This window comes from Agrobacterium sp. M50-1 (assembly GCF_049843495.1).
In the GTDB taxonomy this organism is placed as follows: domain Bacteria; phylum Pseudomonadota; class Alphaproteobacteria; order Rhizobiales; family Rhizobiaceae; genus Agrobacterium; species Agrobacterium radiobacter.
On the sequence record NZ_JBBHZH010000015.1, the window covers coordinates 24464 to 45675 of the forward strand.

A 21212-nucleotide genomic window follows, 5' to 3' on the forward strand; every position below is an offset into this window, starting at 1 on the left:
TGTGGTGAAAAATATTTCTGATCGAACATTCCTGAATGGGCCGAATATTGTGTGAGGGTGGAACTGGAAAACTCACGCCCAATTTTGCCCCCCCACCCCCGTTTCAGCCTCGAAACAGGCGAAAACGCCCCCCGGGGGCCGCGTTCCTCACTCATCATCAGGAACATTCACCTGTAGTTCTAACGACTTATCACCATGTTGCTCCTGATGGCCTATCTGGTCGCGCTCATCAGGCCGCAGATCAATGGCGTAACCAGGGGTGACGTGCGTGGTCACGTTGTTGTTGACCTGCACATTGACCTGTGTTGCGCCAACCGTATGCGATCCACGGTTCAGGCCGTCCAGATACTCAGCCGCCTTGAACTTCACGCTCTCGTTCTTCGTATCGAGCAATTCACCCATCGTATGCAGCGCCCGAGGCCGGAGGCTAGTCCTCAACACCTCCTGACACTCATTCAGATAAGCAAGCACATCTGTTTTGCGGAGAGCGAGGCGAAGCGTGTCATCGTGCATTCCGGCGGCTTTCGCTGCGTCGGGGCGCTTCAAGCCATCGAACACCATGGCGTGGATTGCCTTGCGCTGTTTGGCGGTGATGACCGGCGCTTTTTTTTCTTTGCGGAGGGTTGCTGCTGCTGTCTGAGCGGCTTTGCTGTGAGCTGTAAGGCTCTGCTTGGAGGGCATGACCATCGCTTGTCCTTGACCCGTTGAGTTCGTGTGTCGCTGCGCCGCCGCCTTGGTCGGCTCTGGCTTCGCTTCTATGGGTTGAGAGGGCAGAGCGAGTGGAGAAAGGGGGAGCGCCGCGCGTTGGGTAGCATGATTGATTCGGTGGACGCAAAGCACAGGGAAATTATTCAATGATTTCAATGCGGCTTGTTCATCTTCGTTGACACTCTCCAAAAGAGAGGGGTGTTAAACACCCATTGGGCCTTTTCAGATGGTGCTTTGCACGGGTGCATAACACCTGTATATTGCGCTTTATGAGGTGTTATACACCTTGCCGGAATGACGGATTTGCGATGGATAATAGCGATATCGAGCCAGAACACGTGCTGTGCAGGCGCTGGCGTGAGGAAGTGCTTGAGCTATCCCGAACAGAGATGGCGGCGCTGACGGGCTTCTCTGCGGATGCGATCAAGGATTATGAGCGCGGCGACAAGAAGATCGATGATAAGGCGCGGAAGCGATACCGTATGGTGGTTGCTGCTGTGACGATGGGCATTCAATTCGACTGGCTGACTGTGCGATACCTGCCGACTGTGCCTGTCGAGATATTGGTCAGGAGAGACAAGCAATGAACAGTCTCGAAATGATTGGCGCAGCATCTATCTACATTTGGAGTGTTATCCTGCTGTGCGCTGTGTCTGTGGTGATCGGAAGCAGGATCGGCGCAGGAAAAGGCCCAGAAGCGCTGACATATGTGATCTACCCGCCGATAGCCATAGCGGCAATCGGGCTTATTGCTGGCCTTATACTGCTCGGAAAGGTGCTGATATGAACATGATAGAGAAGGTCGCCATGGCAATCCTGAAACGCCGATACTACGATCCAGAGCCGCAAATGTACGGCAATGACCCAGAGGCGTTCTTTTACCAGCTTGACCCGGATCATATTCTGGATGCGCATGATGAAGCCAAAGCCGCGATTGAGGCGATGCGAGAGCCAACGCCGGAAATGCTTGAAGCGGCGACGGGTTGGTTCGATCATGTTGCGGCCGATGAGACATATCCGATGGCGCGCGGCGTTATGAGGGCGGCTGTTGGGGCTGCATTGGAGGATCACAATTGAACCTGATCGAAAAGATAGCCCGAGCACTGGCGACAGAGCATTATGCAGCGCGTTTTGATGCGCCGGCAGACCACAAGCATGTGATTGCGAATGTGGATGCGAACTGGCGGGATTTTGAAGCGGCGGCAAAGACAGCGCTACGAGCGATGCGCGAAGAGACGCCGACGCGGCCGATGGAGAGGGATGAATACGCTGATCAGGCTGTCCGGCTATGGAATGAGCGGATCGATAAAGCGCTCGACCAATGACAGAGCAGTATCAGCCCAAATACACATGGAAGCGCACGCAGATCGACGAGAACGATCCGCCGACTGACTTCGACTGGATCGGTTACGACGGTGACGGCGCTGTCGGCCGGATCAGAAAAGAGATGCACGGCCCGACAAAGGGCAAATGGCAATGGTCGGGCTGGTATCCTCGCACGTTCAAAGGCAGTCCACCGACACCGAACACAGGCTGGGTGGACACTGCCAGGATAGCGACACAGAAATGCGAGGAATATTGGGACCGGTGCAAAGAGGTGATGACGCCGAGGTGATCATTTCGCCCTGGCTGATACTCGCATCGTCTGTTGCGCGCCACCATATGGCGGCTGAATAATGAGATCAGCATATGCTCTCACTGCAACGCCGACGACATCTCTGACGCGGACTGCCAAATCCTGCACCATTTCTTCCATGTTGCGGACATCCCGGCTCTTATGCCCGCCGACATATTCATCGATGAAGCTCGCCAAATCTTCGACTGGAAACACTACATCATTTGGGATGTAGCACACCGTCACTCGCGATCCAGGCAGTGGATTTGATGATACGGGGCAGCACTGCGGGATTGGCGCGCTATGGCTGACGAAAGTCTGAATAGTGCCGCTGCAAGTCCTGATCATGCGAACATCTCCATTTGCCAGGGGTCGTTGTTTTGATTGGCAGCATCTTCGACACGCTGAACAAGACGCTCAGCCTCACGCCAATCGTTCGCATCTCTGCCCTGCTTTCGAGCTGCAAAGCTCCACGCCATGCTATCGGCTGTTGCGAGCATCGCCCTGACACCAGCGTGTAGAAGAGATGTGATTTTTACTCCGAACCCATGGAGCAACAGGTCCGGACGTTCAGCAACAATCGCCTGCAGCACTGCAATTATAGCCCTTGGATCACCTTGCCGCTTGCAGACTGACCCCACACCCACCCACATATTCGGCGTGAGCCTGTCGCCATACATTTTCATATGTTGGGCATAATCTGATGGTGCGAAACCTTGGATAACCGGCATGACGTGGAAGGGAATGCAGCCGTCGAACAGCCGATTCAACTCCGCGATCAGATCGTCATATCTCTGGATGGTAAGGCGTTGATGTTCCTCAATAGACATGCCGGTTTTCGAAAGGATGAACGGTTCGCACATATAGTCTTGCGCCACAGCGGCAACGATTTTCACCACACCGCCCACGTGTAGGCGATATAGCTCTGACGCGTATTGCGCCACCGAATGGCGATAGCCTCCGAACTTGGAGATTTCTGTGAATGCGCCGCTGTCCACCAGGACCTCCGCGCACTGCACTGGCTTTTTTCTACCCCGCAAGCGATTAATGCTGATGCATGCGAGCGAAAAATGACGCGCATCGGCGGGTTGATGAAGGCCGACGAAGAATTTAACCAGATCCTTCAATCCTGGCCTCCCTTCTTCTGACGCGGCCGGCGCGGCAGATCGACGAGCACTATTCCGCACTTCAGGCCACCGAGCCAAAGCGGTAAGCTTTCTTTGCCAACCCCTCGACCTTGTGGCCGGTCATAGTTTTCGAGCTTCGAGATGTAGCCTTCCTGCACCCCGGATTTGGCATCCAGCTCGATGCTGGACAGTCCGAGTTCCTTGCGGCGCTTCACCAATGCCTCGACAAGCTCGTCGTACTGCGTGATCACCGGTGAGCAGGGTTTCAGGCCGTGCATCCGGTCGGGCATGTCGGGATCGACGCCACCACGGGCGGATTCCCAGCGCATCAGATCCAGTTCGGAGTAATACCGGCGATTGCTGATCAGCACGGCGGCCGGGAATGATGGATCGTTTCGAACCCAGCGGTGAAACGTCGAGCGCCCGATGCCATAACGCTGGCAAATGTCCGGTATCGATAGATATTTCGTGTTTTTCATATTCCCCGCCATGTCTCAAAGTGTCCCGTTTCGTGCCGAAATGTGCCGTCAGAACTCGATATCGGACGCTGGTTCTTTCGTCGGCGCAGGCTCATGCGCCTGTAGATCGGCTGCGATTTTGCCCCTGAAAGCGCGCTGCTCGGCCGAAACGTTGTTGGCGTCCACCATGCTGTTGATCTTCGCCCAATAGGCCGCCTGCTCGTCGGTCATAGGCGCGCTGGTCGGCACATTCTGGCTGGGCGACTGCAGCTCCTGCTTTGCCTTCTGGCGCAGCGCGCGGACGCGGGCCATGACTTCCGGCGACCGGTCCTTTTCGACCGGCTTTGCTGTCAACGCCTCCCGCTTGTCCTTCAGGCGCACCAGATCGTTGACCAGTGTTCGTTCTTCACCTCGGGCCAGCGCTGCCAGCTCCGGCGGCGTCGGCATGAACGCACGGTTCAGGTTCTCGTATTCACCCCTGATCACCTTCTCGACAGCGCGCGTCAGCCCGTCGCTGGAAATGCCACGCAGCGCAAACGCATAGATCGCAGGGGCTTTTGCCGCATCCATCGATGCCGGCAGCGAAAGGCCGGTCATCAGCAGGCGACGGAAAGCGACACCGGCCTGATCATCGTTGATCGGCTGAAGCTTCTCAGTGAGAACGGAAATCTCCCGGGTCAAGGTCGAAAGTGCTACCGGCAAATTCTGGTTCATCGCGGTTGATCCCTATGAATTCATCTGCTGCTTTGAGGGCGTCGTGGTGTCGCTGCTGGTGGTGCGTCATCCTGGGCGGCGGTGCCTGTCCCCGGTGCGCGGCGGGCTTCGAGTTGCGGATCCAATTCCGCCACGTGGCGAGCCAGTCGACTTTCGTTGCGTCCTTGCCGCTCTTGCTGCACCAGAAGTCCCGAAACTTGTCGGCTTCGAGCCGGATATGGGCTTCGGAATGGCCTTGCTGCAAAGCCCACTGGCCCCACGTCGACGGCAGCGACCAATCGGCCGGAAGGCGGGTCGCGCGTTTTGTTTCCGAGCGAAGCGAGGACGGGGGATAGTTAATTTCTTTAGGGGGTGTGGGGGACTTTTCTTTATCAGAAAGGGGGGCGTCACTTTCCGTTACGTCACTTGTTACGCTTTGTGACGCTTTCCGCTCACGATAACGCTCCTGACGGATGGCTCCGGCGCTCCGCTTTTTAGGCGCATGGTTCGAATCCATATCCGCATCAATCGATGCAACGACATCGATCAATTCCTGACCCGACAGGCCAGCGGCAATAAGCTTGGAGAGTGTCGCGGCGCTGACTGGCACGTTACACCTCTTCCAACTGCCGGCTCTTGTACGGCTTGTATTTCTTCTTCCGGTAAGCCTGCATGGTGAGCGCCAGGACAGTGACGACGCGGCCCTCGACGACAACGAAGATCGCTTCAGCGGTGATCACCTTGGCCTTGTGGCTGTCGTTGCGGTTCATCTGCCGGATGACGGCAGGTGTCAGCATCGTGAGGCGCACGGCATCCACAGGCAGGCCAGCACACTTGCAGCAGTGTTCAGCGCGTGCCTTTTCGTTCAGGTGCTCCTTGCCACGCAGCCATTCATCCACAGGCAGGTGCAGCACACGTTCGAGATAGCGAATGACGGAGTGAAAGGAGACTTTTTCAAGCATCGACAGGAATCCTCCCTGCCGGTGTGAGCATGGCTTTGAAGACGCTGATGTCGGTTTTGCGTTCTTCCAGCGGGCGGAAATGTGTGGAATTCCATCCCTCTGCTATCTCTGCAAACAATAGCGCGACGCGCTGTGTTTTAAGAATTGGAGATTCGACCGGGACAATCGCCACAATGGTCAACACCTCATTCAACATCGGAACGCGAGCGCTGCCCTGCACGATAATTGAGGTACCATTGATGACTGCCTGTTCCGGCCAATTGTCATCGATGCAAACGACCCGCTGGCCGACGACGAAGTTGCACTTCATGCTGCACCGCCTTTCATGAAAACGATCCAGTGAGACTTCGCTGTTTTGCCGCAACGATTGCCGAAGAGCGGCTTCGCGTCGGTGAGCTTCAGGATTTCCGAAACCCTCACGTCCGTTTCGTTCCATTTGAAAATCAGCGTTCCGTAAGGCTTCAAAACCCGAAAACACTCGGCAAACCCGGCACGAATATCTTCACGCCAATCGCCTTCCAGCTTGCCGTACTTTTTCGCGAGCCATCCGGTCGAACCGTTGCGCACCAAATGGGGAGGATCGAAAACAACCAGATGAAAGCTGTCGTCTTCGAACGGCAGGGTGCGGAAATCAATTTGCTGGTCTGGATCGATGACAAGCTCCCGGCTTCCTCCGGCGCTGCTGCGATCCGCAAGCGTATGATGCTCTCGGCGGATATCGCCGAACACGGCACGCTTGTCGCTCCGGTCGAACCAGAACATCCTGCTCCCGCAGCAAACATCTAAAACCGGCTTGTTCACGCTGCCACCTCGCGACCAATGAACCGAGGGCCGCCCGTGTGCTGGGCGTGGAAGCGGTACCAGGCGCAGTTTTCTTTGCCGGTCATCTTTGTGTCGGGGATCCACTTCAGGCGGCCGACAGAAACGATATGGCTGCACTGGTCGAGATATGAACCGGACTGCTTTGTGTGCGCCCAATCGGCGTCAAACAGCAGCCACGTCGGGGCCATTACCTGAAACCGCAAGATCATCGCGTGCAGGATCGGCCGGTCCCATGGCGTGTTGGAAATGATGACATCAAACACGGCGTCCTGATCGAACGGGTGCGTCAGGGCATCGAGGCCGGAACCGATATCGCCCTCATAGGTGCAGACGAGACCGGCGCGCTGAAGCTGGCCGACGAGATGGCCCTCCCCGGCGCACGGCTCGGCAAAGGTGCGGACACCGTGCAAATGCGGCAGGAGCTTGTCGACAGCGCGCGGATCGATTGTCTGGTATGCGTCACGCTCGATGCGCGGAAAATTGGAATACTTACCCATTGATAACGCCCCTATCCACATAGGCTGCATGGACGGCGTCTCTGGCGATCGTCCGCAGCTCAAGAATTATTGAGAGATCATCAACGCCCAGATTGGAGGCCCGGAAGATTTCGAGCGCATCGCAGTCATAAGGCATGTTCGCGAGTTCCTTCCGAACTCGCGGAGAAAGCTGATCAAATGCATCCATCTCAGCGTGAACTTCGGGGAGTTCATCGCCATACAGCACGCCGGGAATAGGACGCTCTCCGGTGTTCATCACGCAGCCTTTCCGACATAGACCGCATTGCGCTCGCTCTCGGTACCGCGACCGACAGACATGCGAACGTGGCACGGGCAATAGGATTTGCCGTCCTCGACGTTGTGGCCGCAGAACAGCATCTTTGCGCCCTCGCCTGACACCGGCCACCGGCAATCGTTGTGGTTCAGTTCGAGCAGCGTGAAATTTAGGGGTGCAGGAGCTGGCAGCGCTTGCGCGCGCTCGGCGATCCGCCGCACCTCGGCAACCTTCACCGGATCGGGCTTTGAAATTTTCACGCGTCGATCGCGAACAAGCTTTTTCACATGCCTGTCAGCTTTCTCTTTAACCGGCAGAGGTTTGTTCAGCTTCGGAGCGTTGACGTGTTCGCGGAGGCCGAGACGATAAGCCTTGCCAATCACGCTGTTTCGCGTGACGCCGGGGATCGCTTCGGTGATCTCGCCCGCGCTGTGGCCTTTGTTCCACATCGTCTTCAGTGTCTCTACTTCTGCATCGGTCCACACGTGGGTCATTCGAACACCTCGATATTCCAGCCGCCGCCATCCTTCTTTTTGCGAGGCATGGCAGCGATAAATCGGAAGGGGAAAAGATCGGCGGCGACTTTGATTTTCACGCGCGCATCGTCCTGCCAGAAGCCTTTGACCTCATGCATTTCGAGCGTTCCATCGGAGAGCATCACCGCATAATCGGGAGTGTAGAAAGTCAGGTCAGCAAGGCGCAGCTTGACGCCCTCGAACGAGAACCAGAGAATTTCACCTGCCTGCATCCTCAGCTTCAGCGTCTCTTCATATGCCGCCTCGGTTTTGTTTCGCTCGCCAGTTTTCAGGCGGCCGAGAGCAAATTGACCTCTGGCAGCAGCGCCGCGTTTGCCGGAATGCATTGCAGGTGAAACCATCGGCTCACTCCATCCCGAGTGCAGCCATGTAGGCCTGCAAGATGGTCTCTTCCTCGATCCGCTCGTTCGCGTCCTTCTTGCGGAGGCGAATGATTGTGCGGATCGCGGTGGTGTCGTAACCCCGGCCTTTTGCCTCGCCCATCACGTCTTTGATATCGCCTTGGATCGCATCTTTCTCGCTCTCCAAGCGCTCGATCCGCTCGATGATCTGGCGCAGTTCAGCGGCTGCAACCGTCTCCGTACTCGTTTCGCTCATTTTCTATCGCTCCAAACCTGCTTGATTTTCGAGGCTTCCACGGGCGATGAAGCAGGGCAGCGCCGGGAACGTGTTCAATCGCCTGTTGGCAATCGAGATCGATTTGAGCCGCAACGAACTCGTTGCAGCGCAGGGGAAACTTGATCATTTCCAGATCGTGGGGCCGGCCATCTGGGCGCGCAGGCTCACGGCAACGAGGCCGACAAATGCCAGAACGATCAGAACGGCGAGCGCAGCGGACAGGGCGATCATCGGCGCACCTTCTTTCCCCGACGCCAGTTGAACAGGAAGATGGCCGCGTTCTGCGCCTTCTCTGCACACCAGTTGAAGAATGACGAGGCGCGGAGAAACATGTCCACGAAGAAACTGCGGATCATTTCAATTCCCCTTTCAGTTTCGCCAGGCTCTCTTTCCGCCACGCGATTTGCTGCTCAAGCTCGGCGATCTGGACGCCCTGCTCGAACTCGCGCCACCAACGGGTGCCGGAGCCTTCCATGAGATTTTGAAGAAGCTCGAAACCGGCATCGGAACGAAGCAACTGGACGAGCGCTTCCGCACCCGGCTCCGTCCGGCCTTCAAGCCAGAGTTCAGCTGCACGAACCGACGTTCCGGCACGTCCAGCAAGATTTGCAGCAGTCTTCGACGGCCACAAACGGCGAGCTAGATCGCAAACAGCGTCAGAGAACCGAATCCCCTTTCGATTGTTTCCGAATCCACCTTCGCGAAATAACGGTAAGGTAAGTGACATCAACGATCACCCAACGGAGAATGACCTTGACGCCCACGGACCTTGCCGCAGCAAACACAACGCTCATCATCGCGCTCACTGCCGCGATCTATAAGCCGATTGAGAACGCGGCCGATTTTCTGGAAGCCGTAACGAACGAGCTTTCCAATCTGGCCCCGGCCCTGCCCGGAGAAGCCAGAGAGGCTACCGAGGCAACGGTCGCTTTCCTGATGGCTTCCGAGCCACGCTGACCGACGCGCACGAAGCGCGGCAGTGAACTCTGGATATTGGCTGGCAATGTCCATCACGCCACCTCCGCAGAAACAGGAGCCTCGAAAAGATCGGGGCGAACCTTCCACTTCGGGACGGCACCGCTGGTGGCTTGATGGATGCCAACGGCAATCTCACCAGAAATCTTTTCTCTCTGGCCAAGCAGCAATTTTGAGATCGTCTGCTGACGAACGCCAATGGCGTCCGCCAATTTCGTTTGACTGCCGACAATTTCGATTGCGGCACGGATGAGTGGGTTTTCGTGAGTGTCGCTCATAACACCCACAATGACACTATATGGTGTAATCGTCAATACACCCAAAAGAGTGCTGATTTTTACACCAAAAGGGGTATTTTAACCGCATGGAATCGTTTGGAAAACTCGTTAAGGAACGCAGAGAAGCACTCGGCATGTCTCAAGAGACATTGGCGGAGCGCGCTGGTGCGTCACAAGGAACTATCGATAAGATCGAGAACAACCGGAGCCAGCGGTCAAAGTTTCTGCCTGCCGTTTTCAACGTGCTTGGCATTCCCCTTGAGGCATTGACGGAAGCATCCGCCCAGGCAGCGCAGCCTATTGTTCCAAAATCAGAACTTGTTGGGATCGCTGATCTGCCAATTTACGTATCGGTGCGCGCCGGAGCCATCGACGACAGCATCCTCGTCTCACCAGAGCCGATTGACTATGTGAAGCGCCCGGAGCCTTTGGCTAAAGCAAAGAATGGGTATGGCCTCTATATCGTAGGCGATTCCATGGAACCCGCTTTCCGGCAGGGCGATCTCGCCCTCGTGCACCCGAACATGCCGCCGAAGCCCGGCGATGAAGTGGTGGTTTGCTCCATAGACGTGAACGGCGAACATTATGCTGTGATCAAGCTTCTGACTAAGGTGACGGCAGATAAGTGGCACCTGAAGCAATACAATCCCGGCCCGGATGAGCCGGCAGAATTCACGCTGGACCGGGAGGAATGGCCGGTATGTCACTTGGTTGTTGGAAGTTATCGACGGCGTTGATGCTGACACTGAGCACGTCGGGCGAGTTGTTTGCGCAGGAAAAACTTGAGGATCAGCCACTCTACGTCCAGCTACGAGTCGCAAAAAAGGCCGAGTCAGATTTATTGCTAGAAGCAAAGCTGTGCTCACTCAAGGCGGCCTCGATTTACGCAGAGATGACGGACGAACCCGCATCCACGATAAGCAAAGCCGCGATTCAACGGTGTCGAGATCAGTGGGACGCCTACATACAGGCATCATGCAATAGCTTGGCATTGGACCTTCAGGTTAAATTCGGAGAAAGAGGTGAAGAACTTGCGCAGCAGAGATGTGAGGCGGGCGACATGTCTGACCTCGCGCCAGCTCGCGAGATGATTGACAATCGAATTGTCGATTGGAGAGCAGGCGCAAAAGCGATCGGCCCCAACTACTACGCCAGCGAGCGAAAAAGAATAGACGATGCGATGCAGACGCACCTCAGCACACGCGGCTACTAATCGCTGAGATTAATTACACCATTTAGTGTTGACAACGATTACTCTTTAAGGTGTAATGCTCTCCATCAAAGGAGAGCGCTATGTCTCGTGCAATCATCAAATCCTGCAAGGAACAAGCCGTCGAGTTTCTGACCGAACGGCAGGCAATCCGCATCGAAGCAGTTGAGAACGTCCTGCTGGGCGCGATCATCTTTTCAATCAGCTTCATCATCACGGCGGGGGTCTGATTATGGACAATCAGATCATCGCACTTGCCGCACACCCTGCAAACAAAGACGCATCAGCGCATCAGGTTTGTGACGTGCGTATCGGCCGCTCTGTCGGCACCGTATTCAAAGCCTCAAACGGTTTTGTCCCTGCTTTCAAGGGAATGGCATCTGCCGGCTACCTGCCGGACGCGGAATCCGCCGTGAACTGGATTCACGACAACCACCAGCAAATCAACTGAACATCGCCAGCGACCGGCCACCCGCCGATCTCGCTGCCACCACAAGAACCGGAGATGAGACGGATGTCGATAAACGGAATTTTCTACGAAGTCGTAGGTGAGCAGAAAATCTCAGGTTTCGACAACCGCTTTGAGATCAGGCTTCGCCGACCAAATGGCAAGCGCACCTATCACGCAGTCCGCTACGAAGACGGTTCTGTTTCGGAGGCGGTGTGATGATTGATCAGATCAGAATAGCGCACTCTGAAAATTCAAATGGAAAGCGCTTTGAGCAGATCCGCGTCTGGATAGCAGGCATCCCATTCCAGGCTGATGCCTCGGAACAAACCACAAGGGTCATGAAAAGGGTCGCTCACGAGCTTGGGATTGAATTTCTAGATCACCGAATAACCAGAGACGGCGAATTTAACGGCAATGCGCCGGTAGATGAAATTCGCCCGTTCAGCACGTACCCGGAAGATAGGGAACGGCTCCTGTCTTTGGCGACTACCTTGCAGAAACCGCATGACGTCGAGACAAGGGAAAAGGCAGCAGACGGGCTTTCAGATCTCGTCATCGCAATTCTGACCGATGAGCAGGCCGTACTCGATGCCGAACTGTTCGACCAGATGACCGAGGAATTTTCTCAGGAGGTTGAGCAGGGTTGGCAGACATTCAAGGCCGCCACTCCTGCTGCTGTAGTCATCAACGACAACCAGCCCGGTAAGACGGCAATCATCGAAATCCTCAACGACCCACCAACTTTGGCAGTCGGTACCAAGCTCTTCGCGGCCCCTGTCAAGGCTTAAGTCGGCATCCGTCTCCGGGCGGATATCCAATTCGATCTCAACCACTGAGGATGAGCAAATGGCATGGGTAACTCGATACAGAATTGAAGACGGTGCCCGTGTTTTCAACGGAACCGAGTTCACGACCGACGAATGCGACGTGTTTGAGTATCGCAGCGAAGGTCAGGCGCATGACGATGCCGAAGAATTCGGCGGCGAGGTCGTCAAGTTCGAGCGCTATGCCACCCACGCTGATCCGGCTTCTTACGCCATTCGTGTTTCCAACCCCATCGTCCACGGCGCCGTCATCGGTCGTCTGGAAGCGGCGGAGTGATGACTATGAACAATCACAAGATTAGCGGCATTGATGCGGCTTTGATGGAGGCTCGTGGGGAAGGCAACTTTTCTATTGAGAGCAAAAGTATCTTTTTCAAATCTGGGAAACTGGTTTGGGAGTGGAAGCACTATTCACATGAGGAAGCAGTAAAGATTCTGAAGGTACTACGAGCAGCTCCAAAATACATCTAAGAGAGAGAGTGACGATGAACTCAGTATTCTACGTCAAAATGCCAGTAACTGCAGAAGGGGACGGGCCTGCCGATGAAAAAGACGCGGATAGAATATTGCATCAGATTTGGGACTACAATTTCGTTTTAATTAGAGAATGCAATAGCGAGATAGAAGCCATTACTATTGCGAAAGAGATCAACGAGGGGATCAATTAGTGTCGTACATCAAGGATACTTCAACGCTCGATCGTCTTTTCCTCGAATTGAGCCAGTTCACCAAAGCCGAGACGGCAAAAGAAATCGAACTGAAAAAGCGCATAGCTGCTTTGATCGCCGTCTTGGTCGATTGCGAAGACTATTTCGACGGTCGCGCTGACGCCGATTGCGATCAGGAAGGCTTCATTCCCAACGACGAGATGCGACTTCTCACAATTGTGCGCGAGGCGCTCCACAACGAGCCGTCCGCCGAATAGCCGCCCCGCATAGGGCTTCAGACAAGGGATAGGGAAATGGGACGTGAAATCAGAATGGTTCCTCCAAATTGGGAACATCCGGTGTCGAGAGACGTGTACGGGCGCGAACGGCTTCAACCGATGTACGATGAAACGTTCTCCACCGCAGCAGGAGAATGGAAGGCGGGGTTCCTCAAGTGGGAATCTGGAGAGCGCCCTGATTACTTTGAGGACCGTCCTGAAGGATATGAATTCTGGGAGTGGGACGTGCAGCCGCCTTCCCGAGAGTATTACCGTCCTTGGAGCGACGATGAAGCGACATGGTTCCAGCTTTGGGAAACAGTGAGCGAAGGTACACCAGTTTCGCCGCCGTTCTCCACCAAGGAAGAACTTGCCGACTACCTCGCTGATAATGGCGATTTCTGGGATCAGAAGCGTTGCATTGAGCCTGATTGGGACCGTCTTTGGGGCGGAACTCCAGGTGTCAGCGGATGGGGAAAAGAGCGCGCATATCGCTTTGTCAATGTCGGCTGGGCTCCCTCAATGATCGCAACAAGCGCTGGCGTCATCGACGGCAAACTTGCCGTCTCCCCCACCAAGTAACCACAGCACAGCGGGAGATGAAGATGAGCAAGGCAATTGAAGACGTAATAGCCGAACGCAAGCGTCAGATAGACGTCGAAGGATGGTCTTCGGAACATGATGACGCTCACGAAAAGGGCGAGTTGGCCGGAGCCGCAGCTTGTTACGCTCTTGCTGGAGTGACCTACACTGCGCCAGATCATTACCCGCCGAGGAAGAAATATGCGGCTGTCGTGGATGCTCGCAATTCCATTTCAGAAAAAGAAGTTGAAACGACCCGCGAGGCGGTCAAGCTTGCCATTGGCGAGCCTGCTGCCCCAAAAAACTGGCCGTTCCACGCCTCTTTTTGGAAGCCTACCAATCGTAGGAGAAACCTCGAAAAGGCGGCTGCTTTCATTCTTGCGGAGATAGACCGCCTAGACCGCGCATCCAAACCGGCATGCCCTGACTGCGGTCGGAAGATGGCAAAAAGTGCCGATGATGCCGCCGCTGGCATGTGCCCGAAATGGTGGGCGGTCCGGGATGCTGATGCTGAACGCGATTGCGAGGCGCACCAGTCATGACAGAACATCAAGAAATCTGGTGCCAACCGGCAGACCAGCCAAAAAGGCAATTCTTGGTTCTGTTCGATGATCCTCAGATGGATTTGGCCGTCTTCGATGACGAAACGGAAGCGCGGAGTTTCTGGGAAAAAGCAAGCCTGAATTGGAATTGCTACCTCATGGGAACACTCCCTCGCGCGGCCTCCTAACCAACCCACCGGCTTTGTCAGAGTAACCCGAGATATAAAGGGGCAGGAATAATGGCAGATAAAATTGACACCCAGCGCATTCGAACTGCCGTCGCGACTATCGAGCGACAGTCTGCGGCTCTAAGCTGGCTTGAGAACTATGGGGTTCAACTGAGCGGAAAAGACGATGGAAACGTATCAGTAAGGATTGACGTCGGGTTCGCAGGTAGCTGCGAAGGCCATAGCCAAGCGATGGCAGTGATGTCGTCATACATGCGGCTGTCAACGCCGGATATCGTTGCCACGTCTATCGCGAGCTGCCGTAACGACATCCAGATCGCGCGCGACCAGATCCTTTCTGAACTGGAAGGCCGCTCGTGATGCCCTCCGCTTTCTCCACCACCAACACACAAGAAGCGGATGGATTGAACCTCATCCACTCCGAGACGATCACGGTACCAGGCATCTACCGGATGAGCGAGAAGGCTTATCATGGTGATCCGGCACCGACGCCCAGCTTGAGCCGGTCGATTGCTGAAAAGCTGATCTTGGAATCGCCGCGTCACGCCCGAGCTGCACATCCGCGGATGACTGCGCAGGACGAAACGCCGGAAACCAATAGCCGCACACGCGATATCGGCAGCGCGACACATGCCATGTTGCTCGGGCAGCAGACAGAAATCGCCGTGCTGAAATATCCCGACTTCAAGACCGGCGGCGCGCGTGCACACCGCGCCGAGGTGCAGGAGCGTGGCGGCATTCCGCTGCTGGAAAAGGACTTCGAGACAGCAACAGCAATGGTCGAGAAGGCCCGCGCCGTGCTGATTGATAACGAGCATCCGGCCATCCGCTCTATCGTCGACCCGGACCCGAGCGCAGTTGTGTTCAATGAAGTCACGGCGGCATGGATTGACCGCTGCGGCGATAAGTGGGCGCGCGCCAGAATGGACCGCCTCAACCTCGCGCCAAAGCTGGTGACGATCCTCGATTACAAAACCACGGAATTGAGCGTGGCACCGGACGCCGTGCAGCGCGCGATCTACAACAACAACTATCATTTTCAGGATGCGTTCTATCGTCGAGGAATCCGCGCACTCCTGCCGCAAATCGACAGACACGAAATGCGCCTCGACTTCCTGTTCATCATGCAGGAGCAAGAGCCGCCCTATGAAATCACTGTCGCGCGTGTCGACGCCGCCGGACGTGTAATCGGCGAGAAGATGGCATCGGCCGCCTTCCTGATGTGGCGCAAGTGCCATGCCGAAAACTGGTGGCCGGGATATCCGGGAGAGATCGTCACCGCTGAAATGCCAGCCTATGTCGATACGCGGTGGACCTCGAAAGAGATCGAGGACCCGCACCTGCAGGGACTCGGACATGACCCGATGCCCTTCTACGAAACCCAACCATATCGCCCGACGCCTATAACGGATCCATGCTGATGCTCACCAAAGATCGCTTGGACGAGCTTTTCGTCGTGTTCCCAAACCGTGGGCTTATGTTCTGGAAAGAACGCCCCGTGTCTGCGTTCAATTCCGAGAGAGCATGCAAGTCGTGGAACACTCGGTTCGCTGGAAAAGAAGCTGGCTCAACGAACAAGCGCGGGTATCGCGAAATCCATTTCGACGGAAAGCTCCACCTCCGCCACCGCCTGATCTGGCTCTACGTCTTCGGCGTCCTTCCTCTCGCCGTTGATCATGAAAATGGCATCGAGGCTGGCGACGGGATCGGTAACCTTCGCCACACCGATCAGGACGCAAACACGAAGAACCAGAAGCGCCAGGCTCGCAACAAGTCCGACCACACCGGAGTCGATTGGTATTCGCCATCAGGGAAATGGCGCGCATCCATCCGCTCTGACGGTGAGCGGGTTCATCTGGGGCATTTCGAAAAACTTGAGGATGCTGTCGCCGCGCGGAAGCAGGCAGAGCGCCTTTATGGCTTTCATCAAAATCACGGAAGATCATAATGACCAACTACACAGACGGCGTGCGCGACGACACGTCCCTCATCATCGGCATTGCTGGTGCATCCGGCTCCGGCAAGACTGTCACGGCGCTCCTGATCGCTGAAGGCTTGGCCGGCGACGATGGCGAAGTCGCATTTATCGACACCGAGGGCGGCAGAGCCCGTCACTATTTCCCGACTTCCGGTGACAAGCGCTCAAAGGCCGAGCTGCGCAAGGAATTTCTGTTCCGCGTCAAGTATCTCGACATGCGCCCACCCTTCAGCCCGCGCGCCATTTGGGATTCCATTAACGAGGCAATCCGGATCGGCGCAAAGGTTGTCGTAGTGGATTCCGCCTCTGACGAATGGGAAGGAATCGGCGGTCTTCATGACATGCACATTTCCGAAATGGCCCGTTTGGCGAAAAAGCCATATGAGGAATTTCAGGATTGGGAGCTGCACAAGTACAATTTCCCGGCTTGGGCCGTGCCGAAAGCCGAGCATAAGCAGCACCTTATGAAGAACCTGCGCCAAGTCCGCGCGCACGTCATCTTCTGCTTCCGCGCCAACGAGGTAACGAAACCGGTTGAGGTGACGGATGATCGCGGCAAGAAGCGCATGACGGTGCAGAATGTAGGCTGGCAACCGATCTGCGAAAAGAACATGCTCTACGATCTGACGATCTCGTTTATGGTTACGCCAGATGCCAAGGGTGTGCCGCTCATGCAGGGCAACCAGTTTTACGGCAAGCTCAACCCTCCCTATTCGCAGTTCTTCGAGCCGGGGAAACAGGTTTCGGTCGAGACAGGTGAACGTCTCGGTGCCTGGGCGCGCGGTGAGCAGTCACCATCACAGAAACGACCTGTAGCGGACCAACAGGTCGAAACGGGGGCCGACACCCCCTCCCAAGCGTCGGCCCCCGCCCATGATTCCGTGTTGCTGTGGGAATACCATGCAGCCCTTGCCACGACGGCCGACAAGGATGCGATGGTCGCGGTGCATACGAAGTATAAGCCCAAGTTCAAGGGACAGGCGACGATCGACAGCGCGCAGAAGGTGTTCATCGCCCACCGCTCACGCCTAAACGGTGACGCCGACGACGATGCCACCGCCACTTACGTTTCAACAGTGATCGACGGGTGATGTCATGACCGCATTGGAAGAGATCAAGAAGGCGATAGCAAAATCCATTGACGAAGGGCTTTTGTATTTTACGGATGAAGAATGTGATGTTGAATCTGAAGTTCATGGGTTCATCACGAAAATAATTGATGCCGTTTCACCCACCCTCGAAAGCTTGCAGCGCGATAACGAGGAACTGCGCAATCTGGCCGACCGGCTGAAGCAGGAAGCCCAGATTCACTCCATGGAAGCTCGCGGTGCGAATGCCACCGTCAACGAAATCTACCAGATCATCAGCGGCGGAAAAGGCGAACCGGCCAACTGGCAGGGTGCTAAACCGGTCCGTGAATACGTCGAAGCAGCCAAGGGCGAAATCCTCCGTCTCGAAACGGAACTGGCGCTGTCCAAGCCCGTCTACTCCCGCCGACAGATAGAGGAGCGCGTGAAGGTGCTTGAAGCAGCTTTGAAGCCGTTTGCCGAAATCGACCCGATCAATGTCTACGAGAATGAAGACGAAGACGCCAACGGTCGCTACGTCCTGACGGAAAATCAGTTTCGTACCGCCCGCACCGCCCTCGCCAGCACAGGAGGCGAACACCATGCAGAGTGAAGAAAGCAACACGCTGGTTAAACTGGCAAAAGCAGTTATCGAACACGCACCCGAAGGCGGAGACGCATTCTGGGATATAAAATTCAGCGACATTGAAGCAGCCCTGTCCGCTGCGGAGCCATCCGTGGCTGTGAAGGCTGACGAAAGCCCGATGCGTTTCTTTTCGAGCAACGTGGATAATTGGGGCGCGCTGGAGTGGTTCAATCGTCTGGTGGATGCCTGCGAAGATCACGACCGCAAACGCACAGAAGCTTTCCGCTGCGCGGATCCCGATGAGAAGGACATGCTTTCACTCTCTGCCGATACGAGCAAGATGATCATGTCCTCGTCGGCATTTCATCTTGCCCGTGAGCACAAAAGCGAAATTCTCTCCGCCCTCACCGCACAGGTGCAGGACGTGGCGGGGTGCGAGGCAGAAAGGTTGCGGCGAATGGTCGAGCGTCGCGATGAATTTATCATAGGAAATGGTCTGTGGGATGCTTTTAAGGAGGTCGCACATGGCCGCGATTAAGCATGATGACCTTTGCCCATGCACACGTTTCCGCGCGCAACCAGAGTTTTGCACGTGTGGCGCTGAGAAGGTTGCTAAGATTGTTGCCGATGTTAGCGAAAAATTTGCCGGTCGTCTTCGTGACATCATGAAACCCGCAGCACCCGCAAAGCAGGAGGGCTGACGGATGTGCGACATCCCAGAAGACGTGATGAATACTGCTCGAGTTGTGTTTGCAGAGGTGGCGAACACCTACGGGACACTGGACGAAATGGCATCTCCTATTGCCCGCGCTATCATGGCAGAACGTGAATTTGCCGAAGCCGCAGAGGCTGAGGCAAGGGCTAAGGCGCTGGAGTTTTTGAGGAAGCCTTTTTGCGTCCTGTTTCTCGATGGACGAAACGAGCATGGCTCGCACGTCATCCAATCGTTCCCACGATCCGTCGACATCCCTGATGCCGATCTCGATAGCGATGATGCAGAGGCGATCATTCGTCATGCAGAGAGCCTTGGCTTTGGCGAAGGCGATCATGTTTGGGCAGAGTTTTCATGGAACCCGCCCCAGATTGGAGATTTTGGCCTTGTGGAACTTGCGGGGTATTGGGAGTTCACTGGCGTAAATGTTGAACCGACGATGGCCCTGCAATCGGAGGAGCGGTGATGGACACAGATTCCGAGTTTCACTGTCTCGTCCCGTTCACCGATGAGAGCGAAAGCTTCGTCAACGGCTTTGAAGCCGGCATGATCTGGCAGCGCATGCTTTCGGGTGATGAATTGATTGGCGGAGCAACCGAACCGCCGACGCACTCCGAAAATATCGAAGTCTTCAAACGTATGGCCCAAGCTATGGGTTATGACCTCGATGGCCATTACGACAGAACCGATGGCTGGATGTACGTCTCGTTCATCAAAAGGAAGCGAAAATTCTCAATCGTTCAGGGAGGGATTTCAGATGACGGACAGTCTTGAGCAAAAGCTTGCTGAATTCCTCGATGCTCTGGACGAATGGGGATGCGACGACAATCTGGAGCGCGCCAAGCACATTCTCGAATTCCAGCGCTATGGCTACGATCTGTCCGAATATGAGGATGGCACAGGGCCTGCCCGCGCCAAGAGCGAGGTGAACTGATGGCATATGTCACCGACGCCGGCCGAGCGGAGCTTGAAAGGAGCGAGGGATGACGGCGAAAAACGACACCCTGTTTCTAACCGAGTCAGAGATCGCAAAGCGCATTGGCCTCAATACCGACCAGTTCAAAAACGCGCTGCCAGCGTTGCAGAGGATCGGGTTTCCTCAGCCGGACCCACTCTTTGCAGATCGCCGCTACTGGCCGGCCATTCAGGCTTTTCTTGATCGACGGGCTGGACTCGCGTCAGGATCGGATAGCGCCATTCCGGCGCGTGATGAGGTAGAACCATGGAAACGATAACCGGCCTGAAAAGCAGGCCACGGAAGGACGGAACGACCGCCTATTATTGGGTGGCGTCGGCCGTCTCGAAAAAGGCGGGTGATTTCCCGCTGAAAACCGTGCGCGTGCACGGATCGATGGAAGAGATCGAAGCGAAGTGCCGCGCGCTCACATCCGAGCTGAAGCAGTGGCTTGCCGAGAAGGGAATCAATGCGCCAGTTCAATACGACCGCACGCTGCGTTCGTTGATCCGCATGTACCGGACCAACAAAGCATCGGGCTATTTCGACATCAGTCCGAAGACCCGCGAGATGTACGACTATGCCCTCGACATTCTGAACGAGTCCTGCGGCATGCGTCGTCTCGACAAGGTGACCGGCCTCGATATCAAGGAATGGTTCGCATATCTGCGAGCGCCCGCCGAGGACACCGAGAAGCAGGCAAAGAAACGCGCCGCGGCAAAGGCGAACGGAATCATCCTTCCGCCGAACCCGGAGCGCCCACGCCGCGCCTACCAGTGCATGCAGGTGTTGCGCATCGTGATCGGGTTCGGCGTCGTCTCGGATATCTCCGAATGCTACCGGCTCAAGAACGTGCTGGAAGAAATGCGCTTCCCTGTCCCGAAGGCTCGCACGGAAACGATAACCTTCGAACAGGTGCAGGCGATCTGCGATCTGGCGATTGCCAAGGGCATGCACTCAATGGCGCTGGCGCAGGCGTTGCAGTTCGAGCTGACGCTGCGACAGGTCGACGTTATCGGCATCTGGGAGAAGAACGCAGACCAGACCGGCGGCGGCATCCTTGACCGTGGCCAGCGCTGGCGTGACGGCCTCACCTGGGCGAACCTCGATCAGAATGGCATCCTGCGTAAGCAGACGACGAAGGTTGATGATGTCACGGCCGAACACGACACGAAGGAATACCCATTCCTGCAGAAAATGCTCGAGCTGTTCCCGGCGTCGAACCGGATCGGCCCCATGATCAAATGCGAAGCAACCGGACTGCCCTACCGCCGTCGTCACTTCGCTGATGTCTGGCGTGCACTGGCAACGGAGGCAGGCATTCCGAAATCAGTGTGGAACCGCGACAGCCGTGCCGGTGGTGTAACCGAAGGCTCCGATGCTGGTGCCGACCTTGAACATCTGCGCCATCACGCCAACCATAAAAACGCCCAGACCACGCAGCGGTATAACCGCACTACGCTGGAAAAGACGCGCCAAGTCGCAAAGCTGCGCGTAGCAGCGCGCAACGACAAGAACGGGGCGTAAACAAGACTGAGGAACGCGGCTGGAACGCGAAGAACGTTCAGCCATCAAATCGTCGCTTAAGTGATTGATTTTACTGGTGCCCCCGGCAGGGTTCGAACCCGC

General features: G+C 55.9%; 46 protein-coding genes. 29 read left to right on the forward strand and 17 right to left on the reverse strand.

What is annotated here, in order from left to right:
- Nucleotides 1-147: 147 nt before the first annotated feature.
- A complete protein-coding gene (locus WDZ78_RS22930; RefSeq protein WP_425674347.1) occupies nucleotides 148-687 on the reverse strand; it encodes a hypothetical protein in 540 nt (179 codons plus the stop codon).
- A 329-nt stretch (nucleotides 688-1016) separates the two neighbouring features.
- On the opposite strand from WDZ78_RS22930, the gene WDZ78_RS22935 reads away from it, so the two are divergent.
- From WDZ78_RS22935 to WDZ78_RS22955, 5 genes are read left to right on the forward strand one after another with little or no spacing between them, the layout of a single operon-like run.
- Nucleotides 1017-1295 carry a helix-turn-helix domain-containing protein gene (locus WDZ78_RS22935; RefSeq protein ID WP_425674349.1) on the forward strand — a complete coding sequence of 93 codons (279 nt, stop codon included), beginning with the start codon at nucleotides 1017-1019 and terminating at the stop codon, nucleotides 1293-1295.
- Nucleotides 1292-1495, forward strand: a complete 204-nt coding sequence (locus WDZ78_RS22940; protein WP_425674350.1) for a hypothetical protein — start codon at nucleotides 1292-1294, stop codon at nucleotides 1493-1495. The genes WDZ78_RS22935 and WDZ78_RS22940 overlap by 4 nt, the downstream gene beginning before the upstream one ends.
- Entirely contained in the window at nucleotides 1492-1785 is a 294-nt protein-coding gene (locus tag WDZ78_RS22945) for a hypothetical protein (RefSeq protein ID WP_425674351.1), read from the forward strand. Before WDZ78_RS22940 ends, WDZ78_RS22945 begins: the two co-directional genes overlap by 4 nt.
- Nucleotides 1782-2033, forward strand: a complete 252-nt coding sequence (locus WDZ78_RS22950; protein WP_425674352.1) for a hypothetical protein — start codon at nucleotides 1782-1784, stop codon at nucleotides 2031-2033. The genes WDZ78_RS22945 and WDZ78_RS22950 overlap by 4 nt, the downstream gene beginning before the upstream one ends.
- Nucleotides 2030-2323, forward strand: coding sequence for a hypothetical protein (locus WDZ78_RS22955; RefSeq protein WP_425674353.1), 294 nt, complete (start codon nucleotides 2030-2032; stop codon nucleotides 2321-2323). The genes WDZ78_RS22950 and WDZ78_RS22955 overlap by 4 nt, the downstream gene beginning before the upstream one ends.
- On the opposite strand, the gene WDZ78_RS22960 is transcribed toward WDZ78_RS22955, so the two are convergent.
- The 15 genes from WDZ78_RS22960 to WDZ78_RS23030 all read right to left on the reverse strand — a co-directional run bounded on the left by WDZ78_RS22960 (nucleotide 2324) and on the right by WDZ78_RS23030 (nucleotide 9037).
- Nucleotides 2324-2671, reverse strand: a complete 348-nt coding sequence (locus WDZ78_RS22960; RefSeq protein ID WP_425674354.1) for a hypothetical protein — start codon at nucleotides 2669-2671, stop codon at nucleotides 2324-2326.
- Entirely contained in the window at nucleotides 2668-3450 is a 783-nt protein-coding gene (locus tag WDZ78_RS22965) for a DUF7221 family queuine tRNA-ribosyltransferase-like protein (RefSeq protein ID WP_425674355.1), read from the reverse strand. Before WDZ78_RS22965 ends, WDZ78_RS22960 begins: the two co-directional genes overlap by 4 nt.
- A complete protein-coding gene (locus WDZ78_RS22970) occupies nucleotides 3447-3929 on the reverse strand; it encodes a helix-turn-helix domain-containing protein (RefSeq protein WP_425674356.1) in 483 nt (160 codons plus the stop codon). Before WDZ78_RS22970 ends, WDZ78_RS22965 begins: the two co-directional genes overlap by 4 nt.
- A gap of 48 nt (nucleotides 3930-3977) precedes the next feature.
- Nucleotides 3978-4622 carry a hypothetical protein gene (locus WDZ78_RS22975; protein WP_425674357.1) on the reverse strand — a complete coding sequence of 215 codons (645 nt, stop codon included), beginning with the start codon at nucleotides 4620-4622 and terminating at the stop codon, nucleotides 3978-3980.
- Nucleotides 4561-5211, reverse strand: coding sequence for a hypothetical protein (locus WDZ78_RS22980; RefSeq protein ID WP_425674358.1), 651 nt, complete (start codon nucleotides 5209-5211; stop codon nucleotides 4561-4563). The genes WDZ78_RS22975 and WDZ78_RS22980 overlap by 62 nt, the downstream gene beginning before the upstream one ends.
- 1 nt (nucleotide 5212) lies before the next feature.
- Nucleotides 5213-5563, reverse strand: a complete 351-nt coding sequence (locus WDZ78_RS22985; RefSeq protein WP_425674359.1) for a hypothetical protein — start codon at nucleotides 5561-5563, stop codon at nucleotides 5213-5215.
- Complete coding sequence (locus tag WDZ78_RS22990; protein WP_425674360.1) at nucleotides 5556-5873, reverse strand: hypothetical protein; 318 nt, start codon at nucleotides 5871-5873, stop codon at nucleotides 5556-5558. The genes WDZ78_RS22985 and WDZ78_RS22990 overlap by 8 nt, the downstream gene beginning before the upstream one ends.
- On the reverse strand, nucleotides 5870-6364 hold the full coding sequence (locus WDZ78_RS22995) for a class I SAM-dependent methyltransferase (protein ID WP_425674361.1): 495 nt from the start codon (nucleotides 6362-6364) through the stop codon (nucleotides 5870-5872). Before WDZ78_RS22995 ends, WDZ78_RS22990 begins: the two co-directional genes overlap by 4 nt.
- A complete protein-coding gene (locus WDZ78_RS23000) occupies nucleotides 6361-6882 on the reverse strand; it encodes a hypothetical protein (protein ID WP_425674362.1) in 522 nt (173 codons plus the stop codon). The genes WDZ78_RS22995 and WDZ78_RS23000 overlap by 4 nt, the downstream gene beginning before the upstream one ends.
- A complete protein-coding gene (locus WDZ78_RS23005) occupies nucleotides 6875-7138 on the reverse strand; it encodes a hypothetical protein (protein ID WP_425674363.1) in 264 nt (87 codons plus the stop codon). The genes WDZ78_RS23000 and WDZ78_RS23005 overlap by 8 nt, the downstream gene beginning before the upstream one ends.
- Complete coding sequence (locus tag WDZ78_RS23010) at nucleotides 7138-7650, reverse strand: GcrA family cell cycle regulator (protein WP_425674364.1); 513 nt, start codon at nucleotides 7648-7650, stop codon at nucleotides 7138-7140. Before WDZ78_RS23010 ends, WDZ78_RS23005 begins: the two co-directional genes overlap by 1 nt.
- Entirely contained in the window at nucleotides 7647-8033 is a 387-nt protein-coding gene (locus tag WDZ78_RS23015; protein ID WP_425674365.1) for a DUF1064 domain-containing protein, read from the reverse strand. Before WDZ78_RS23015 ends, WDZ78_RS23010 begins: the two co-directional genes overlap by 4 nt.
- A gap of 4 nt (nucleotides 8034-8037) precedes the next feature.
- Nucleotides 8038-8289 carry a DUF2312 domain-containing protein gene (locus tag WDZ78_RS23020; RefSeq protein ID WP_425674366.1) on the reverse strand — a complete coding sequence of 84 codons (252 nt, stop codon included), beginning with the start codon at nucleotides 8287-8289 and terminating at the stop codon, nucleotides 8038-8040.
- Nucleotides 8290-8537: 248 nt separating this feature from the next.
- The gene (locus WDZ78_RS23025) at nucleotides 8538-8666 is read right to left on the reverse strand and encodes a hypothetical protein (RefSeq protein ID WP_425674367.1); all 129 of its coding nucleotides are present in this window, start codon (nucleotides 8664-8666) and stop codon (nucleotides 8538-8540) included.
- Entirely contained in the window at nucleotides 8663-9037 is a 375-nt protein-coding gene (locus tag WDZ78_RS23030; RefSeq protein WP_425674368.1) for a hypothetical protein, read from the reverse strand. Before WDZ78_RS23030 ends, WDZ78_RS23025 begins: the two co-directional genes overlap by 4 nt.
- A 26-nt stretch (nucleotides 9038-9063) precedes the next feature.
- On the opposite strand from WDZ78_RS23030, the gene WDZ78_RS23035 reads away from it, so the two are divergent.
- Entirely contained in the window at nucleotides 9064-9267 is a 204-nt protein-coding gene (locus WDZ78_RS23035) for a hypothetical protein (RefSeq protein WP_112766455.1), read from the forward strand.
- A 53-nt stretch (nucleotides 9268-9320) separates the two neighbouring features.
- On the opposite strand, the gene WDZ78_RS23040 is transcribed toward WDZ78_RS23035, so the two are convergent.
- Nucleotides 9321-9563, reverse strand: a complete 243-nt coding sequence (locus WDZ78_RS23040) for a transcriptional regulator (protein ID WP_425674369.1) — start codon at nucleotides 9561-9563, stop codon at nucleotides 9321-9323.
- Nucleotides 9564-9649: 86 nt separating this feature from the next.
- Here WDZ78_RS23040 and WDZ78_RS23045 point away from each other — a divergent pair, with 86 nt between their 5' ends.
- From WDZ78_RS23045 to WDZ78_RS23155, 23 genes are all read left to right on the forward strand, one after another.
- Nucleotides 9650-10300: an XRE family transcriptional regulator gene (locus tag WDZ78_RS23045; RefSeq protein ID WP_425674371.1), complete on the forward strand. Its 651-nt coding sequence runs from the start codon at nucleotides 9650-9652 to the stop codon at nucleotides 10298-10300.
- On the forward strand, nucleotides 10300-10776 hold the full coding sequence (locus WDZ78_RS23050; RefSeq protein WP_425674372.1) for a hypothetical protein: 477 nt from the start codon (nucleotides 10300-10302) through the stop codon (nucleotides 10774-10776). The genes WDZ78_RS23045 and WDZ78_RS23050 overlap by 1 nt, the downstream gene beginning before the upstream one ends.
- 80 nt (nucleotides 10777-10856) lie before the next feature.
- Nucleotides 10857-11003, forward strand: coding sequence for a hypothetical protein (locus WDZ78_RS23055; protein WP_425674373.1), 147 nt, complete (start codon nucleotides 10857-10859; stop codon nucleotides 11001-11003).
- A gap of 2 nt (nucleotides 11004-11005) precedes the next feature.
- The gene (locus WDZ78_RS23060) at nucleotides 11006-11224 is read left to right on the forward strand and encodes a hypothetical protein (protein ID WP_425674375.1); all 219 of its coding nucleotides are present in this window, start codon (nucleotides 11006-11008) and stop codon (nucleotides 11222-11224) included.
- Between the two features lie 63 nt (nucleotides 11225-11287).
- Nucleotides 11288-11440: a hypothetical protein gene (locus tag WDZ78_RS23065; RefSeq protein WP_425674376.1), complete on the forward strand. Its 153-nt coding sequence runs from the start codon at nucleotides 11288-11290 to the stop codon at nucleotides 11438-11440.
- Nucleotides 11440-12012 (forward strand): hypothetical protein, encoded by a 573-nt coding sequence (locus WDZ78_RS23070; protein WP_425674377.1) that lies wholly within the window; start codon nucleotides 11440-11442, stop codon nucleotides 12010-12012. Before WDZ78_RS23065 ends, WDZ78_RS23070 begins: the two co-directional genes overlap by 1 nt.
- Nucleotides 12013-12070: 58 nt before the next feature.
- A complete protein-coding gene (locus WDZ78_RS23075) occupies nucleotides 12071-12325 on the forward strand; it encodes a hypothetical protein (protein WP_425674378.1) in 255 nt (84 codons plus the stop codon).
- Nucleotides 12326-12330: 5 nt separating this feature from the next.
- Entirely contained in the window at nucleotides 12331-12519 is a 189-nt protein-coding gene (locus WDZ78_RS23080; RefSeq protein WP_425674379.1) for a hypothetical protein, read from the forward strand.
- 14 nt (nucleotides 12520-12533) lie between these two features.
- Nucleotides 12534-12716 carry a hypothetical protein gene (locus tag WDZ78_RS23085; protein ID WP_425674380.1) on the forward strand — a complete coding sequence of 61 codons (183 nt, stop codon included), beginning with the start codon at nucleotides 12534-12536 and terminating at the stop codon, nucleotides 12714-12716.
- Entirely contained in the window at nucleotides 12716-12973 is a 258-nt protein-coding gene (locus WDZ78_RS23090; protein WP_425674381.1) for a hypothetical protein, read from the forward strand. The genes WDZ78_RS23085 and WDZ78_RS23090 overlap by 1 nt, the downstream gene beginning before the upstream one ends.
- Nucleotides 12974-13009: 36 nt before the next feature.
- Nucleotides 13010-13555, forward strand: a complete 546-nt coding sequence (locus tag WDZ78_RS23095; RefSeq protein ID WP_425674382.1) for a hypothetical protein — start codon at nucleotides 13010-13012, stop codon at nucleotides 13553-13555.
- A 23-nt stretch (nucleotides 13556-13578) separates the two neighbouring features.
- Nucleotides 13579-14097 (forward strand): hypothetical protein, encoded by a 519-nt coding sequence (locus WDZ78_RS23100; RefSeq protein ID WP_425674383.1) that lies wholly within the window; start codon nucleotides 13579-13581, stop codon nucleotides 14095-14097.
- 239 nt (nucleotides 14098-14336) lie between these two features.
- The gene (locus WDZ78_RS23105; RefSeq protein ID WP_425674384.1) at nucleotides 14337-14645 is read left to right on the forward strand and encodes a hypothetical protein; all 309 of its coding nucleotides are present in this window, start codon (nucleotides 14337-14339) and stop codon (nucleotides 14643-14645) included.
- The gene (locus tag WDZ78_RS23110; protein ID WP_425674385.1) at nucleotides 14645-15706 is read left to right on the forward strand and encodes a PD-(D/E)XK nuclease-like domain-containing protein; all 1062 of its coding nucleotides are present in this window, start codon (nucleotides 14645-14647) and stop codon (nucleotides 15704-15706) included. Before WDZ78_RS23105 ends, WDZ78_RS23110 begins: the two co-directional genes overlap by 1 nt.
- On the forward strand, nucleotides 15700-16233 hold the full coding sequence (locus WDZ78_RS23115) for a hypothetical protein (protein WP_425674386.1): 534 nt from the start codon (nucleotides 15700-15702) through the stop codon (nucleotides 16231-16233). The genes WDZ78_RS23110 and WDZ78_RS23115 overlap by 7 nt, the downstream gene beginning before the upstream one ends.
- Nucleotides 16233-17354 carry an AAA family ATPase gene (locus WDZ78_RS23120; RefSeq protein WP_425674387.1) on the forward strand — a complete coding sequence of 374 codons (1122 nt, stop codon included), beginning with the start codon at nucleotides 16233-16235 and terminating at the stop codon, nucleotides 17352-17354. Before WDZ78_RS23115 ends, WDZ78_RS23120 begins: the two co-directional genes overlap by 1 nt.
- 4 nt (nucleotides 17355-17358) lie before the next feature.
- Nucleotides 17359-17943, forward strand: a complete 585-nt coding sequence (locus WDZ78_RS23125; protein ID WP_425674388.1) for a hypothetical protein — start codon at nucleotides 17359-17361, stop codon at nucleotides 17941-17943.
- Complete coding sequence (locus WDZ78_RS23130; RefSeq protein WP_425674389.1) at nucleotides 17933-18454, forward strand: hypothetical protein; 522 nt, start codon at nucleotides 17933-17935, stop codon at nucleotides 18452-18454. Before WDZ78_RS23125 ends, WDZ78_RS23130 begins: the two co-directional genes overlap by 11 nt.
- A gap of 166 nt (nucleotides 18455-18620) precedes the next feature.
- Nucleotides 18621-19094: a hypothetical protein gene (locus WDZ78_RS23135; protein ID WP_425674390.1), complete on the forward strand. Its 474-nt coding sequence runs from the start codon at nucleotides 18621-18623 to the stop codon at nucleotides 19092-19094.
- The gene (locus tag WDZ78_RS23140; protein WP_425674391.1) at nucleotides 19094-19402 is read left to right on the forward strand and encodes a hypothetical protein; all 309 of its coding nucleotides are present in this window, start codon (nucleotides 19094-19096) and stop codon (nucleotides 19400-19402) included. Before WDZ78_RS23135 ends, WDZ78_RS23140 begins: the two co-directional genes overlap by 1 nt.
- Nucleotides 19386-19562: a hypothetical protein gene (locus WDZ78_RS23145; RefSeq protein ID WP_425674392.1), complete on the forward strand. Its 177-nt coding sequence runs from the start codon at nucleotides 19386-19388 to the stop codon at nucleotides 19560-19562. Before WDZ78_RS23140 ends, WDZ78_RS23145 begins: the two co-directional genes overlap by 17 nt.
- A 49-nt stretch (nucleotides 19563-19611) precedes the next feature.
- The gene (locus tag WDZ78_RS23150; RefSeq protein ID WP_425674393.1) at nucleotides 19612-19863 is read left to right on the forward strand and encodes a winged helix-turn-helix domain-containing protein; all 252 of its coding nucleotides are present in this window, start codon (nucleotides 19612-19614) and stop codon (nucleotides 19861-19863) included.
- Complete coding sequence (locus WDZ78_RS23155; protein ID WP_425674394.1) at nucleotides 19851-21110, forward strand: site-specific integrase; 1260 nt, start codon at nucleotides 19851-19853, stop codon at nucleotides 21108-21110. The genes WDZ78_RS23150 and WDZ78_RS23155 overlap by 13 nt, the downstream gene beginning before the upstream one ends.
- Nucleotides 21111-21212: the final 102 nt, after the last annotated feature.